Genomic DNA, 17,115 nt, shown 5'->3' with positions numbered 1-17,115 from the left:
CCGAATATGGGGCACACGTCGGCGGCGGCGGGCATGGCCGGGGTCATGAAGACGGCGTTGGCGATGCGCCACAAGTTGATGCCCAAGACGTTGCACGTGGATTCGCCTACGCCGCACGTGGATTGGTCCGCGGGCGCGGTGTCGTTGCTCACCGAGGCAAGACCCTGGCCGGCGCATGAACGCCCCCGACGGGCGGGTGTCTCCTCGTTCGGAATAAGCGGGACGAACGCGCACGTGATCGTGGAGCAGGCCCCGCCCGCAGCCGCTGGGGTACCTGCCGACCGGGATAGCAACGCCCCCATCGCGTGGGTTTTATCCGCTCGCTCCCCGGCCGCGCTGACCGGTCAGGCACGGCGACTTTTGACCCGGGTGACCGATGACCCGGAGCTGAATCCGATCGATGTCGGCTGGTCGCTGGCCACGACGCGGTCAATGTTCGAGTACCGCGCTGTCGTGGTTGGGGCGGACCGGGCGCAGTTGGTCGCCGGCCTGGGCGGGCTGGTTGCCGGGGAGCCGGGAGCCGATGTGGTGACCGGCCGGACCGGCGGCGCTACGGACCGGACCGTGTTCGTCTTCCCGGGCCAGGGTTCCCAGTGGTTCGGCATGGGCGTCGAGTTAATGGACAGTTCAACGGTTTTCGCCGACCAGATGCGGCTGTGTGAGAAGGCGCTTGGTGAGTACGTCGCCTGGTCGTTGACCGATGTCCTCCGGGGGGTCCCGGGCGCCCCCGGGCTGGCTCGGGTGGATGTGGTGCAGCCGGTGCTGTGGGCGGTCATGGTGTCGCTGGCCGAGTTGTGGCGTTCCGTCGGCGTGTTGCCCGGTGCGGTCATCGGGCACTCCCAGGGTGAAATCGCCGCCGCATACGTCGCCGGCGCGCTGTCTTTGGAGGACGCCGCGAGGGTGGTGGCGCTACGAAGCCAACTGCTGGCGCAACTTTCGGGCGCCGGCGGCATGGTCTCGCTGGCGTGCGGCCTGCAACGCGCCGAGGAGTTGCTGACCGGATTCGGTGACCGGTTGGGTATTGCTGCGGTCAACGGTGTTTCGGCGGTGGTCGTCAGCGGTGAGTTGACCGCTCTCGCCGAGCTGGAGCGGCGGTGTGAGGCCGAAAAGGTGCGCCTGCGCAGGATCGACGTCGACTACGCCTCCCATTCCTCGCAGATCGACCGTATCCGTGAGCCGTTGATCCAAGCGCTGTCCGGTATCGCCGGCCGGTCCGCGCCGGTGGCGTTCTTCTCCACGGTCACCGGTGAATTGATGGACACCGCCGCGCTGACCGCCGACTACTGGTACCAAAGTGTGCGCCAAACGGTGCAATTCGACCGGGCGGTGCGCGCCGCCGCCGCGGCGGGCCACCGGGTGTTCATCGAATCCAGTCCGCATCCGGTCTTGATCGCCGGGATCGAAGAGACCGTCCCGGATGCGGCAGTCATCCCTTCCCTCGGGCGCGACGACGGCCGGCCGGCAAGGTTCCTGCTGTCGGTCGGTCAGGCCAACGTGGCCGGTGTGCAGGTGGATTGGCGGCCGGTGTGTGCGGGTGGGCGTCGCGTCGACCTTCCGACGTATGCCTTCCAGCGACGGCGATTCTGGTTGGCCGGCGGTTCCGCCTCCGACGTCGCCGGCCTCGGAGTGGTCGGCGCCGGGCATGCGATGTTGGGGGCGGTGGTGGAGCGCCCCGATTCGGGCGAAGTCATTCTGACCGGGCAGCTTTCCCTGGCTGCACAGCCATGGCTGGCCGATCACGCCGTCGCCGGTGTGGTCCTGTTTCCTGGGGCCGCGTTTGTGGAACTGGCGCTTCGTGCCGGCGACGAGGTCGGCTGCGCCGCGGTGGAAGAGCTCACCGTGTCGGCGCCGTTGCTGTTGCCGACCGGCAGCACTGTCCGTCTGCAGGTCGTCGTGGGCGCCGAGGACGAATGGCAGCGGCGAACGGTCTCGGTGTATTCAGCTGCGGCACCGGATGGTTGGACGCGGCATGCCGAGGGAGTGTTGGGCCCGGGCGCGATCCCGCCGGTCGGCGACCTGTCCACCTGGCCGCCGGCGGGCGCGGTCGCGCTGGATGTGTCCGGCGCCTACCGGCAGCTCGCCGGGCGCGGCTACGAATACGGACCGGCGTTTCAGGGCCTACAGGCGATGTGGCAGCGCGGCAGCGAGGTGTTCGCCGAGATCGCCATCCCGGCCGACGCCGGTGTGACGTTGAGCGGCTACGGGATTCATCCGGTGTTGCTCGACGCATCCCTGCACGCGATGGGCGTGGTCGGGGAACAGGCGCAGACGATGTTGCCGTTCGCCTGGCAGGGGATCTGTTTACACGCAGCCGGCGCGTCCCGGGCGCGGGTCCGGATCGCGCCGGTGGGTGTTGATGCGGTATCGATCGAGCTGGCTGACGCGTCGGGCGTGCCGGTCTTGTCAGTGCGCGAGCTGACTGTACGCCCGGTGTCGACCGGGCAACTGCGGTCAGCGGCTCCCCGTGCCCACGGCGGCCTGCTGCAGGTGACATGGTCGCCAATGACGTTGCCGGCTGGTGACGTCGACGGCGTGGTGGTATGGGAGCTCGGTACGCGCCCCCAGAGTGCCGAGTCGGTGCACGCCGCAACCCGCGAGGCGTTGACGACGTTGCAGTCCCATTTGGGCGCAGCGGAATCCGGGGTGCTGGTGGTGCTGACGCACGGCGCGGCGGGATTGCCCGACGAAGATGTCTCCGATCTCGCAGGCGCGGCGGTCTGGGGATTGGTGCGTTCGGCGCAGGCCGAATACCCGGACCGGGTGGTGCTGGTGGATTCGGACGGGTCGCTCGACCCGGCGCGGGTTGCCACTTGTCGGGAGCCGCAAATCCTCATCCGCGCCGGACAGCTGTACGCGGCCCGACTCACCCCGGCGGCCGGGATGTCCGGGCTCGAACTGCCTGCCGGGAATTGGCGACTGGTGGCCGGCGCCGGTGGCACGTTCGAGGACTTGATCGTGCAGCCGTACCCGCATTCCGACCTGGCAGCCGGCCAGGTGCGGGTCCAGGTCGCGGCGGTCGGAGTGAACTTCCGGGATGTGTTGGTGGCGCTGGGGATGTACCCCGGCGGCGGCGAGCTGGGCGTCGAGGGCGCCGGGCTGGTCGTCGAGGTCGGTCCGGGTGTAACGGGAATCGCGGTCGGCGATCACGTGATGGGTCTGCTCGGGATCGTGGGGTCGGAGGCGATCGTCGATGCGCGCCTGATCACCACCGTGCCGCGCGGATGGTCGATGCAACAGGCCGCGGGAGCGTCGGCGGTGTTCCTGACTGCGGTATATGGCCTTTCGGTGTTGGCGGGCGCCAAGTCCGGCCAGCGGGTGCTGATTCACGCGGCGACCGGCGGAGTGGGCATGGCGGCAGTGGCGCTGGCACGCCATTGGGGATTGGACGTCTTTGCCACCGCGAGTCGCGGCAAGTGGGATGTGCTGCGCGCGATGGGCTTTGACGATGCCCACATCGGCGATTCCCGCACCCTGGACTTCGAAGAAAAGTTCATGGCGACCACCGACGGCATGGGCGTCGACATGGTGTTGAACTCGTTGGCCGGTGAGTTCGTCGACGCATCGCTGCGGCTGCTGCCGCGAGGCGGGCGATTCATCGAGATGGGCAAGACCGACCTACGCGACCCGCGGACCGTCGCGCAACACCACCCGGGCGTCGAGTACCAAGCGTTCGACCTCATCGAGGCGGGTCCGAACCGGATAAGCCAGATGTTCGTCGAATTGACCGAGATGTTCGCCACCGGAGTGCTGGATCCCTTGCCGGTGAAGACCTTTGATGTGCGGTCCGCCTCGTCGGCGTATCGGTTCGTCAGTCAGGCCCGCCACATAGGCAAAGTCGTGCTTTCTCTTCCCGATGCGAGGGGGCTGGCCGGTGCCACGGTGGTGATCACGGGAGGCACCGGGATGGCGGGCGGTGCGCTGGCCCGCCACCTGGTCACTCGGTACGGCGTGGCCCATGTGGTGTTGGTCAGCCGGCGCGGCGCTGACGCCCCGGGCGTCGCGGATCTGATCGCTGAACTGGAAAATCACGGCGCCGAGGTGTCGGTGCGCTCGTGTGATGTCGCCGACCGCGACGCGGCAGCAGAACTGATCGCCCAACTTCCCGAAGGGTATCCACTGCGCGGGGTGTTCCACGCCGCCGGTGTGCTCGACGACGGATTGTTCACCGCCTTGACCCCCGACCGGGTGGACGCCGTGCTGCGCGCCAAAGTTGACGGCGCGTGGAATCTGCACGAACTCACCAAGAACATGAATCTGGTTGCGTTCGTGCTATTTTCGTCGATGGCCGGCATCATCGGAACCGCCGGCCAGGCCAACTACGCGGCAGCCAACAGTTTCCTGGACGGTCTGGCGGCCCAGCGGCGCAACCACGGCCTGCCAGGACTGTCGATCGCCTGGGGGCTGTGGGAGCAGACGAGTTCGATGACAGAGCACCTGGCCGAGCGGGACATAACCCGCATGCGCCGGTTCGGATTGTCGACGCTGTCAACGGAACGGGCCATGGAGTTCTTCGACGCCGCACTGCGCACCGACCGTCCCGTGGTGGTGGCCGCGCCCGTCGACCCGTCCGCTCCGGAGGCCGACGCCGGCCTGCCGCCGATATTGAGTCAACTGGTCACTCGTCGGCAGCGGCGCGTCGTGACCGATGCCGGCGCGCTAACCGCGTCCGCCACCGGGCTGACCTCGCGGCTGCAGGCCCTGACCCCCGAGCAGCGGCGTACCGAACTGCTGTCCGTGGTTTGCGGTAACGCCGCGATCGTGTTGGGCCGCTCCAACAGTGCGGATATCGAGGCCGACCGGACCTTCGGAGACCTCGGGTTTGACTCGCTGACCGCCGTAGAACTACGGAACCGGCTGAAGGCGGCAACCGGGCTCACGTTGTCGCCCGGCCTGATCTTCGACTACCCCACACCAACCGCGCTCGCCGAACACCTCGGCTCACGATTGGCCGTCACCGTCGATCGTCAGCCCGACCGCATCGACCGGTTCAACGACATCACCCGCGAGCTGCAGTCCCTGCTCGGCCGATCCGACTGGACGCCGGAGGACAAGGAGCACCTGGCTTCTCGGCTGCGGACCTTGCTGTCCGTGGTGGAGGTACCGGTCGACGCTGACGACAGCGACGTAGCAGACATCTTTGCTGCCAACGAAAGCCAGCTCTTCGCCATCCTCGACGAAGAACTGGGCTCCTGAGCCATGGCTGGACAGTCGGTGCCCGAAACCGAGAAGCACCTCGATTACCTGAAGCGTGTTACGGCAGATCTGCGCCGGACGCGTCGGCGGCTCTCGGAGCTCGAGGGCAAGCTGTCCGAACCGATAGCGGTGGTGGGAATGGCGTGCCGCTACCCGGGCGGCGTGGATTCGCCGGAAGCGCTCTGGCAGATGGTGACCGAGGGCCGCGACGCGGTCTCGGACTTCCCCACCGACCGCGGCTGGGATGTGGCCGGTCTGTATGACCCCGACCCCGACGCCACGGGCAAAATGTATGTCCGACAGGGTTCTTTTCTTGAGGACGCGGGCGACTTCGACGCCGGCTTCTTCGGCGTCGGCCCCAGTGAAGCCCTTGCCATGGACCCGCAACAGCGTCTTGTCCTGGAACTGTCGTGGGAAGCCTTGGAGCGGGCCGGCATCGATCCCCACGGCCTGCGCGGCACGGCGACCGGGGTATTCGTGGGGGTGATCCATGCCGGTTACGGGGGTGAAGTCACCGGCGACCTCGAAGGTTACGGGCTGACCGGCTCCACCTTGAGCGTGGCTTCGGGCCGGGTCTCCTACGTCTTGGGATTACAGGGTCCCGCGGTATCGGTAGACACCGCGTGTTCGTCGTCGTTGGTCGCGATGCATATGGCGGCGCAGTCGTTACGTTCGGGTGAAACGGATCTGGCGTTGGCCGGTGGCGTCACGGTGATGGCCACCATCGGCGCCTTCGTGGAATTCAGCCGGCAACGGGCCCTGGCCGCCGACGGCCGGTGCAAGGTCTATGCCGGGGCGGCCGACGGCACCGCGTGGTCCGAAGGCGCCGGGCTGCTGGTGCTCGAGCGTCTGTCCGACGCCAGGCGGTTGGGGCATCGCGTGCTGGCACTGCTGCGCGGCTCCGCGGTCAACCAGGACGGCGCCTCGAACGGATTGACCGCGCCGAACGGTCCTGCGCAGCAACGGGTTATCCGGGCGGCGCTGGCCAGTGCCGGGCTCACCACGGCGGAAGTGGACGTGGTGGAAGGCCACGGGACTGGAACCACCCTGGGCGATCCCATCGAAGCCGAGGCGCTGTTGTCCACTTACGGGCAGGACCGACCGCCCGATCGGCCGCTGTGGCTGGGCTCGATCAAATCCAACATCGGTCACACGTCGGCCGCCGCGGGGGTTGCCGGGGTGATCAAGATGGTGCAGGCGATGCGGTACGGCGTGATGCCGAAGACGTTGCACGTGGACGTGCCTACCCCGCATGTGGATTGGTCGGCGGGCGCCGTCTCGCTGTTGACCGAGCCGCGGACGTGGCCGGCGGGGGACACGCCCCGGCGGGCCGGTGTGTCGTCATTCGGGATCAGCGGGACGAACGCGCACGTCATCGTGGAGCAGGCACCGCCTACCGCGGAAGACGCCGTCCCGCAGACTGATAGCCGGGGGCCCGTGCCGTGGGTCCTGTCCGCGCGTTCATCGGAGGCGCTGCGAAGACAGGCCGAGCGGCTGTTGAGGCAGCTGGATGCCGGGTCCACCAATGTCGACGTTGGCCTGTCGCTGGTCACCACGCGGTCGATATTCGAGCATCGGGCCGTGCTTCTCGGCGCGGACCGCGATGAGCTGACGGCGCAATTGGCGGGGTTGGCCGCGGGCAACCCCGACGGGGCTACGACAGTGGGCCGTGTCGGCGCCGTGCGCAAGCTGGTCTTCGTGTTTCCCGGGCAGGGATCACAACGGTTAGGGATGGGCCGTCAGCTCCACGAGCAATTTCCGGCTTTCGCAAGGGCATTCGACGAGGCGGTGGATGTCCTCGACCAACATCTGCGGTTGCCGCTGCGCGACGTAATTTGGGGCGCCGACCCGAAGTTGTTGGAAAGCACCGAGTATGCCCAGCCGGCCTTGTTCGCCGTGGAAGTTGCGTTGGCGGCGCTCCTGCGGTCCTGGGGTGTACTACCCGACGTGGTGATCGGTCATTCGGTCGGGGAGATCAGTGCGGCGTGTGTGGCCGGAGTGTTGTCCCTGCCCGACGCAGCGAAACTGGTTGCAGTGCGGGCGCGGCTGATGGCGCGTCTGCCGGCCGGCGGCGCGATGCTCGCCGTCGCCGTCCCGGAGAGCGAGGTGACGCCGCTGCTCGCCGGGGGTGTGGACATCGCCGCGGTCAACGGCCCCGAGGCGGTGGTAGTTTCCGGTGCCGAGGCCCAGGTGAACGCGGTCGAGGTCGAACTGGTGCGGCGCGGTCGCCGCGTGCATCGCTTGGCGGTTTCGCACGCCTTCCATTCGGTTCTGATGGAGCCGATCCTGCCGGAGTTCGCCGCGTCCCTGGCCGGACTGACGCCCGCTCATTCTCGAATTGAGCTGGTGTCCAACGTGAGTGGGCAGCTGGCTGGTCCCGGGTACGGAACGGCCGACTACTGGGTGCAGCACGTGCGCCGTCCGGTGCGCTTTTACGACGGTGTCGAGTCCGTCGTCGCGCAAGGTGCGGCCACCTTCCTCGAACTCGGTCCCGCCGCCGGTCTGACCGCTGCGCAGGAGCACTCAATATCGGCGATGCCCAACGAGCGCCCCGAGGACATGTCGTTGCTGACCGCGCTCGGCCACTTGTACGTCACGGGCTTCGCGGTGGACTGGGCGCAGGTCTTCGCCGGCCGCGGCGGGCGCCGGGTCCCGCTGCCGACGTACGCGTTCGTCCGAAAGCGCTTCTGGCTGAGCCAATCCGATGTAGGCCACCGGAATGTGGCCGCCGCAGGTTTGACGGGGGCTGCGCATCCGCTGCTCGGCGCCGTCGTCGAACGGCCGGATTCGGGTGGTGTGGTGCTGGCCGGGCGGCTGTCGCTGGCCGACCAGCCGTGGCTTGCGGACCACGCGGTGGGCGGAACGGTGTTGTTCCCCGGGGCTGGGTTCGTCGAACTGGCGATCCGGGCGGGCGACGAAGTCGGCTGCCCGACCGTAGCGGAGTTGACGTTATCGGCACCGTTGGTGTTGCCGGCCGGCGAAGGTGTTCAGCTACAGGTGGTGGTGGATGCTGCCGGCGAGTCGGGCACCAATGTGTGGATGTATTCCCGCGCCGCACAGCAGGGATCGACTTGGCTGCTACATGCGCAAGGGGTGCTGAGTGGGGCACCGGTGCGGCCGAGTGCGGAGTTGGCGGTGTGGCCGCCGGTCGGGACGACCGCAGTCGACCTGACCGGAACTTACGACCGGCTGTCGGACCGCGGCTACGCCTATGGGCCGGCATTCCGTGGCATGCAGGCGGTGTGGCGCAACGGGTCCGAGGTATTCGCCGAGGTCGCACTGCCCGACAGCGCGCAAGTAGCGTTGAGCGGCTTTGGAATCCACCCGGCGATTCTGGACGCAGCGTTGCACGCCATGGGCGTGGTGGATGATCGGGATTCGATCCTGCTGCCCTTCTCCTGGCAGGGCATTGCATTGCACGCCGCGGGCGCCGGCCGGCTACGGGTCAGGCTGGCGCCAGCCGGTTACGGAGCCATCTCGGTCGAAATCGCGGACACTCGCGGGCTCCCGGTGCTGACCGTGCAGACCTTGACAATGCGCCCGGTGTCACCTGATCAACTGTCTGCGGCGACCACGCCGGCCGCTAGCGACGGGCTGAGTGAGCTGACATGGGTACCGATCCCATTGAGCGGCAATAAGGTTGACCACGACAAGGTGGTGATCTGGGAGCACAAGCCGACCGGCGTGGACATGACGAAGGCGGTGCATGCCGCCGCCAACGAAGCATTGGGTGTCTTGCAGTCGTGGTTGAGCGGGGGTGACGCCGGACAATTGGCGGTGCTGACCAGGGGGGCAGTCGGATTACCCGGTGAGGCCGCCCCGGATCTGCCAGGCGCGGCGGTGTGGGGACTGGTGCGCTCGGCACAGGCCGAACATCCGGGCCGGATCGTGCTGGTGGACACCGACGAGTCGCTGGCCGTCGAGGAGGTAATCGGTTGCGGTGAACCACAAGTGCTCATCCGTGCCGGTGTGGCCCACGGTGGCCGGTTGATTCCCAGCAACCCTCCGGCGCGGTTGAGGCTCCCCGAAAACGCGTCGCCGTGGCGGTTGGTCGCGGGCGGCGCCGGGACATTGGACGACCTGAGGCTGCAGCCTTACCCCGAAGTGGAGTTGGGTCCGGGACAGGTGCGGGTAGCGGTCGCCGCGGTCGGGGTTAACTTCCGAGACGTCTTGGTGGCGTTGGGGATGTATCCCGGAGCCGCGGAGGTGGGGGCCGAGGGTGCCGGGATAGTCGCCGAGACAGGTCCCGGCGTCACCCGTTTCGCCGTACGGGATCGGGTCATGGGCATTCTGGGGGTTGCCGGCTCTGAAGCGGTGGTGGATCAACGGTTGATCGTGCCGGTGCCGCCGGGGTGGACGCTGCCGCAAGCCGCGAGCGTGCCGGTGGTGTTCTTGACGGCGTTCTATGCGCTGTCGACGTTGGCCGAGGTGCGGCCCGGTCAGAAGGTCCTAGTGCACGCGGCGACCGGGGGTGTCGGCATGGCCGCCGTCCAACTGGCCCGACACTGGGGTCTGGAGGTATTCGCCACCGCAAGCCGCGGCAAATGGGACACTCTGCGCGCGATGGGATTTGACGATTCACACATCGCCGACTCGCGCACCTTGGCCTTCGAGGACAAGTTCTGGCTGGTCACCGACGGCACCGGTGTGGACGTCGTGCTGAACTCGCTGGCCGGTGAGTTCAACGACGCATCGTTGCGGCTGCTGCCGCGGGGTGGTCGATTCATTGAGATGGGCAAGACCGATATCCGCGACCCCGGTCGGATCGCCGAGCTCCACCCGGGGGTTGCCTACCGGGCGTTCGACCTGATGGAGGCCGGTCCCGCGCACATCGCGCAGATGTTCGACGAATTGATGGCACTGTTCAAAGCGGGCGTGCTGCAACCATTACCGATGAAGTCTTGGGACATCGGCTCCGCACCCGAGGCCTACCGATTCGTCAGCCAGGCTCGCCACATCGGCAAGGTCGTACTCACCCTTCCGGACGGACCAGGTGTGGGGCTGTCGTCCGGCACGGTATTGATCACCGGTGGTACCGGCATGGCGGGCTCGGTCCTGTCTCGTCATCTCGTGAACCGGTACAGAGTGCGTCGGCTGCTGCTGGTCAGTCGCCAGGGTGAAGCCGCCGACGGGGCCGCCGAGTTGGTCGCGGAGTTAACCCGGGAGGGAGCGGACGTCCGAGTCGTCGCCTGCGATGCGGCTGACCGCGCCGCGCTGGCCCGGCTCTTGGCCGACCTCCCGGAGCAATACCCGTTGTCCGGTGTTATCCACGCCGCCGGTGTGCTGGACGACGCCGTGCTCGCGTCGCTGACCGAAGAACGCATCGATACGGTGTTGCGGGCCAAGGCCGATGCGGCCTGGAACCTGCACGAGCTTACCCAGGACATGAATCTTGCCGCCTTCGTCATGTTCTCATCGGTGGCGGGGCTCGTCGGTTCGCCCGGCCAAGGGAATTACGCAGCGGCCAACAGCTTCCTGGACGGGCTCGCCGCGTACCGGCGCGACCGGGGGTTGCCGGGCACCTCCGTGGCCTGGGGACTATGGGAACAGGCGTCAGCGATGACCCAGCACCTCGACGAGCGGGACAAGGCGCGGATCAGCCGGATGGGGTTGGCCCCGCTGTCCGCCCGCCAAGCCCTCGACCTGTTCGACGCCGCGCTGCGCACCGATCGCCCATTAGTGGTGGCCACCCGACTCGATCAGCAGGCGCTCGCAGCTCACCGCGACGCGTTGCCGCCGTTGCTGGCGCAGTTGGCATCTCGAGCACCCCGGCGGGTCATCGCCGAAATCGACACCACGTCGGTCTCCAAGACGGGGTTGCTGGCTCAACTGCACGGGCTGTCCGCTGAGCAGCGGCGCCAAGAGTTGGTCGAGTTGGTGTGTGGCAACGCCGCTGCCGTACTGGGTCAGCCGAACGTCGCCGACATCGACCCCGAACGTCCGTTCCAGGACCTGGGTTTCGACTCGCTGACCGCCGTCGAACTGCGCAATCGGCTCAAAAAGGCCACCGGCCTGACGCTTTCGCCGACACTGATTTTCGACCACTCGACCCCGGTTCGGCTGGCCGCGCACCTCGATACCCAGCTCGACGACCAGATCGATGGCGGAGCTTCGGCTTCCGATCCACCCGACCGCATGGGCCGGTTCAACGACATCACCCGCGAACTGCAGCTGCTGCTCAACCAACCGCACTGGGATCCCACGGAGAAGGCGCGCCTCGTTGCGCGTATGCAAGAACTGCTCGCCGACCTGACCGGCCCGACGGACACCGAACCCGAATATGTTGACGAGTTCAACGACGACATCGAAACCGCCACCGAGCGTCAACTTTTCGCGATCCTTGACGACGACCTAGCGCCGTGAGTCCAACCGAAACCGACCGCTTAGGCGTCGCCGTGATCGGGCTCGCTTGCCGGTTTCCCGCAGCCGACGGATTACGCGAGTTCTGGCAGCTGCTCCGAGACGGGCGCGAAGCTCCAAAATCGTTCGGTGACGCGGTCGCGGACTTCGATGCGGACTTCTTCAATATCTCGCCACGAGAAGCCACGGCGATGGACCCGCGGCAACGACTCGCCCTCGAACTGACTTGGGAGCTGTTCGAAGACGCGCTGATCGTGCCCGAGACGGTGACCGGCCAGCGGGTAGCGGTCTTCGTCGGCGCGATGAACGACGACTACGCACTGCTGACATTGCGCGCCCCCGCGCTGAGTCTCGACCACCATTCCTTTCCCGGAACCAGCCGGGCGTTGATCGCCAACCGCGTCTCGTACGCCTTCGGTCTGCAAGGCCCAAGCCTGACAATCGATTCGGGTCAGTCATCGTCCCTGCTGGCAGTCCATCTTGCCTGTGAGACGCTACGCACTGGGGCAGCGCCGCTGGCCGTCGCCGGCGGCATCCACCTGAACTTGGTCGACGAAACGGCCTTACTCGAAACCGAATTCGGCGCACTCTCCCGATCGGGCCGCACCTTCGCGTTCGACGAACGGGCGGACGGTTACGTCCGCGGCGATGGAGGCGGGCTGGTTCTGCTGAAGCCGTTGGCTGCGGCGCTGGCCGACGGTAACCGTATTCACGCGGTGATCCGGGGTAGCGCGGCGGGGAATGCCGGCCACCGTTCCGCCGGTTTGACCGCGCCTTCGGTGTCGGGAGAAGCGGACGTCATCCGGCGTGCGCTGGGCGGCGCGGGGCTGGACCGTGAGGACATCGATTATGTCGAAGCCCACGGCACCGGCACGGCGATCGGTGATCCGACCGAGGCAAAAGCGCTGGGGGAAATTTTCGGTGAACGGCGGCGTGAGGCGGTGCGGGTCGGGTCAGTCAAGACGAACATCGGCCACACCGGCGCCGCCGCTGGCGTCGCGGGCTTGATCAAGACGGTGTTGGCGATCGAGAAGGGTTTGCTGCCGGCGAGTCTCAACTATGCGGCGGCACCTCCTGGCACCGATCTGCCGCGCCTTGGGTTACAGGTCAATACGACCCTGACCGCGTGGCCCCGCGATCCACGGCGGGCGGGAGTCTCGTCGTTCGGCATGGGCGGAACCAACATGCACCTGATCCTGGACCGCGCGCCCGCACCGATCGAAGCTGAGTCGACGACGGATAGCTGTGTGCCGGTGCCGTGGGTGTTGTCGGCCCGTTCCGCCGCGGCGCTGCAAAATCAAGTCAAGCGATTGCTCGCCTGGGTCAGCGGGGACAGCGGCTTGGGTGCGGTCGACGTCGGGTGGTCCCTGGCGACGACGAGGACCGCATTCCAGCATCGGGCGGTGGTGGTGGGCGCCGGTCGGGTCGAGCTCATCGAGCGGCTGCGCGAACTGACCCTCGCGGAACCCGGCGCGTCGGTGGGCAGAGTTGCCCTTGTCTTTCCGGGGCAGGGGTCACAGTACTTGGGCATGGGACAGCAGCTTTACCAACGGTTTTCGGCCTTTGCCCGGGCCTTCGACGACGTGGCGGCCGAACTGGACCAGCACCTGCGGTTGCCGCTTCGTGAGGTGATGTGGGGTCGGGACGCGGCGCTGCTGGAAAGTACGGAATTCGCCCAACCGGCACTGTTCGCCGTGGAGGTCGCCCTGGCGGCGTTGCTCGGGTCGTGGGGTGTGGTGGCCGAGGTTGTGTTGGGCCATTCGGTAGGGGAGATCGCCGCCGCACACGTGGCTGGGGTGCTGACGTTGCCTGACGCCGCACGGGTGGTGGCGGTGCGGGCTGCGTTGATGGCTGCGCTGCCGACCGGGGGAGTGATGGTGGCGGTCTCGGCTGCCGAGGACGAGGTGGCACCGCTACTGGCGGACGGAGCGGCGATCGCGGCGGTCAATGGCCCTGGCGCGGTTGTGGTTTCGGGACCCGGCGCCGCCGTTGCCGCCGTCGCGGACCATTTGGCGGCCCGCGGCCGACGGGTGCATCGCTTGGCGGTCTCGCACGCGTTCCACTCGGAACTGATGGAGCCCATGCTGGCCGAGTTTTCCCGATCACTAGTTGGCATCTCGACCGGTCCGCCCCGAATCCCTTTAGTCTCGAATGTCACTGGGCAAGTGGCCGGTCCGGGTTACGGTTCGGCCGCGTACTGGACCGACCATGTCCGCAAACCGGTACGGTTCGCGGCATGCCTCGAGGTCGCTGAATCATTGGGCGCCAATGTGTTTGTGGAGCTAGGTCCGGCCGCCGGCTTGACCAACTCCGTCGCGCCGTTGAGCCGGGACCGTGCGGAAGTGGAATCCCTGCTCGACGCGGTTGCCGGGATGTTCACCGGCGGAGTCGCCGTCGACTGGCGCGGCGCGTTCGATGGCCTGCCCGCCCAGCTGGTGGAACTGCCCACGTACGGATTCGACCGCCGACGCTTCTGGGTGGGCGCCACCCCGCAGCCCAGCTCACAGCAGGAAGCCGCGGCGCTACCCGATCGCCTGAGGCGAGCCGAACCCAAGGAACGGCACCGGCAACTGGTTGAGTTGATTCGCCAACACGCGGCGATCGTCTTGGGCCATGAAGGCGGCCGTGACGTCGACCCCCAGCGCCCGTTCGGCGACCTCGGATTCGAGTCGATGACCGGCGTGGAATTACGCAACCGTCTGATAGCAGCAACCGGGTTGCCACTTTCACGCACCCTGATCTTCGACTATCCCACTCCGGCGAAGTTAGCCGAACACCTCGGCCAGCAACTTTACGCTGAGACCCCGGATGAATCCGCCGACGAAGAAATTCGGCGGTTGCTGCGCAACATTCCCATTGCCGAACTACGTCGCACCGGATTGCTCGACAAACTGCTGCTGCTCGGGGGTCACACACAAAATTCCAGCTCAACGCCCTTCTTGGCAGAGGATGCGATCGACGCCCTAAGCCCGGAAGCGTTGATCGCGATGGCGCTGGACAGCGCTGAAAGGGAAGACACAGAAAACTGAATTTTGGTTCCTTAAATCTTTATTGGTGATGCTTAGCCGGGCAAATAAGACGGGTGTTGAATAGTGGCTTTTTTTGCGGGACCGTCTGCCGCCGATTAAACTCTTCTTTTGGGGAGTCTGTGCGGGGCGGACGGGCCAGCAGCAACTGAGAAGGCAGGGTCATGAGCGTCGTCGCGGGTGTTTTCGGTGCGTTGCCACCACATCGGTATAGCCAGAGTGAGATCACCGACCTCTTCGTCGAGTTCCCCGGGCTGAAGGAGCACGAAGAAATCGTGCGACGCCTGCACGCGGCTGCCAAGGTGAACAATCGCCATTTCGCCCTGCCGCTGGAGCAGTATCCGGCACTCACCGACTTCGGCGACGCCAACGAGATCTTCATCGACAAGGCCGTCGAACTCGGCATCGAGGCGCTACTGGGAGCGCTCGATGAGGCAGGTCTGCAACCGCAAGACATCGACATGATCGCCACCACGACGGTCACCGGGGTTGCGGTGCCCTCGCTGGACGCCCGCATCGCCGGGCGGCTGGGGTTACGCCCGGATGTGCGCCGGATGCCGCTGTTCGGCCTCGGATGTGTCGCCGGTGCGGCGGGCGTCGCCCGGTTGCATGACTACCTGCGTGGAGCGCCCGACGACGTCGCCGTACTGATCTCGGTCGAGCTGTGCTCGTTGACCTACCCGGCGGTGAAGCCGACCGTGTCGGGTCTGGTCGGCACGGCCCTGTTCGGCGACGGCGCCGCCGCCGTCGTCGCCGTGGGCGACCGGCGCGCCGAACAGCTGCGCGCGGCCGGGCCGCAGATCATCGACTCCCGCAGCCGGCTCTACCCGGATTCGTTGCACATCATGGGCTGGGACGTCGGATCTCACGGCCTGCAGCTGCGCCTTGCGCCCGAGCTGACTGACCTGATCGAGCGGTATCTGCCCGCCGATGTGGACGGATTCCTCACCTCCCACGAACTCACCCGGGACGACATCGGTGCGTGGGTGAGTCACCCCGGTGGCCCCAAGGTGATCAACGCGATCACCAACAGCCTCGAACTGCCGCCGGAGGCGCTGGAGCTGACTTGGCGCTCCCTGGGCGAGATCGGGAACCTGTCGTCGTCATCGGTGCTGCACATCCTGCGGGACACCATCGAAAAGCGCCCGCCCAGCGGCAGTCCTGGGTTGATGCTGGCGATGGGCCCGGGATTCTGCGCCGAATTCGTGCTGCTGCGCTGGCACTGAGTTAGCGCAGAGTTAGCGCTCGCGCAACCTAAGCAACCACATCAACCCACCTGGACCACCAAGCCCGGGCGGGGGCTCAGCGCGGCGAAATTCGCCGCCCGAATCCGCTGCTGCGGCAACCGCAGTCGTGTCCTGGCGACCAGCCGGGCCAGCATCACCGTCATCTCGGTGGTCGCCATCACCGCCCCGATGCACCGGTGCAGCCCGCCGCTGAACGGGATGAACTCGTGCGGCGCCGGCTTGCGGTATCCCTGCACCGCAGGATCCCACCGTAATGGCAGGAATTGCGTTGGCTGCGGCCATATTTCAGGGATCCGGTGCGTCACGTACGCGCTGAACACGATCATCCGGCCCGCGCGGATCCGGTGCCCGTCGAACGACAGATCGCGCATCACCCGGCGGGCCGAGATGACGCCCGGTGGATACAGGCGAAGTGTCTCGTGCACAACGCCGTTGAGGTAGGTGAGTTTCGCGATATCCTCGGCCGTCGGCGCCCGGCCGCCCAGCACGCGATCCACTTCCTCGGCGGCGGCGTCCCACGCGCCCGGCAGCGTCAGCAACGAATAGGCCGCCCAGGCCAGCGCGCCGCTGGTGGTTTCGAAACCGGCGGTGATCATCGAGACGATCTGGTCGCGAATTTCGTTGTCTTGCAGTATCTGACCCTCATCGGAGCGGCCGTTCAGCAACACTGTCAGCATGTGGTCGTCCGGGCGGGGCCGGGCGCGGGCGTCGGCGATCTCGGCGTCCATCAGATCGTCGATCCGCCGGCGGGCGTCCATCGCGCGGCGCCAACCGGGTGAGTTCAATCGCCGCTGCAGCCGCATCACCTGTGGCGGACGGTGGGTCAGGTCCAGCAGCGGTTGCAGCTGCTCACCGAGGAAGTCCGAATGCGCGGCCATCCGGGAACCGAACAGGCTTTCAGCCGTACTGCGTCGCACCGCCGACCGGAAATGCTGATACAAATCCAGGTGTTGCCCGACCCGCCAGCCGTCGATCATAGCGTCGACGGTGTGCACCATGGTCTGTACGTATTCCTGAATCTGCCGGTGCCGCAACCCCGGAGCCACCACGCTGCGCCGTCGGCGGTGGTCCTCGCCGTCGCTGACGATGAGCGCGGTGGGTCCGTCGACGGGCGCCAGGCTGTCGAACGTCTCCCGCCAGCTGAAGGCGTCCGCGTTGGCGAATACGAACTTGTTCGCCTCGGGGCCCAGCAGATACGCGAAGCCGTGCCGGCCGACGCCGGCGTTGATCACCGGACCACGCCGGCGGTAAGCGGCGAGCAGCGCTTCCCCGGGCGGGTAGGTCACCGG

Annotated in this window: 5 protein-coding genes; 4 read left to right on the top strand and 1 reads right to left on the bottom strand. The window is 67.1% G+C overall.

The features are described 5' to 3' along the window. From BN972_RS18840 to BN972_RS18825, 4 genes are all read left to right on the top strand, one after another. On the top strand, positions 1 to 5,193 hold a 5,193-nt coding region (locus BN972_RS18840; RefSeq protein ID WP_036360579.1), incomplete at its 5' end, for a type I polyketide synthase. 3 nt (positions 5,194 to 5,196) lie between these two features. Continuing rightward, positions 5,197 to 11,556 carry a type I polyketide synthase gene (locus BN972_RS18835; protein WP_036360577.1) on the top strand — a complete coding sequence of 2,120 codons (6,360 nt, stop codon included), beginning with the start codon at positions 5,197 to 5,199 and terminating at the stop codon, positions 11,554 to 11,556. Continuing rightward, positions 11,553 to 14,582 carry a type I polyketide synthase gene (locus tag BN972_RS18830; protein WP_036360575.1) on the top strand — a complete coding sequence of 1,010 codons (3,030 nt, stop codon included), beginning with the start codon at positions 11,553 to 11,555 and terminating at the stop codon, positions 14,580 to 14,582. Before BN972_RS18835 ends, BN972_RS18830 begins: the two co-directional genes overlap by 4 nt. Positions 14,583 to 14,743: 161 nt before the next feature. Beyond that, the gene (locus BN972_RS18825; RefSeq protein WP_036360573.1) at positions 14,744 to 15,805 is read left to right on the top strand and encodes a type III polyketide synthase; all 1,062 of its coding nucleotides are present in this window, start codon (positions 14,744 to 14,746) and stop codon (positions 15,803 to 15,805) included. A gap of 41 nt (positions 15,806 to 15,846) precedes the next feature. Here the strand turns inward: BN972_RS18825 and BN972_RS18820 are convergent, their stop codons facing one another. After that, on the bottom strand, positions 15,847 to 17,112 hold the full coding sequence (locus BN972_RS18820; RefSeq protein WP_099051156.1) for a cytochrome P450: 1,266 nt from the start codon (positions 17,110 to 17,112) through the stop codon (positions 15,847 to 15,849). Between the last annotated feature and the right edge of the window lie 3 nt (positions 17,113 to 17,115).

It is taken from the genome of Mycobacterium asiaticum DSM 44297 (assembly GCF_000613245.1).
Taxonomy (GTDB): Bacteria; Actinomycetota; Actinomycetes; order Mycobacteriales; family Mycobacteriaceae; genus Mycobacterium; species Mycobacterium asiaticum.
The sequence above is the reverse complement of the archived record's forward strand: the minus strand, read 5'-3'. Positions and strand labels throughout refer to the sequence as shown.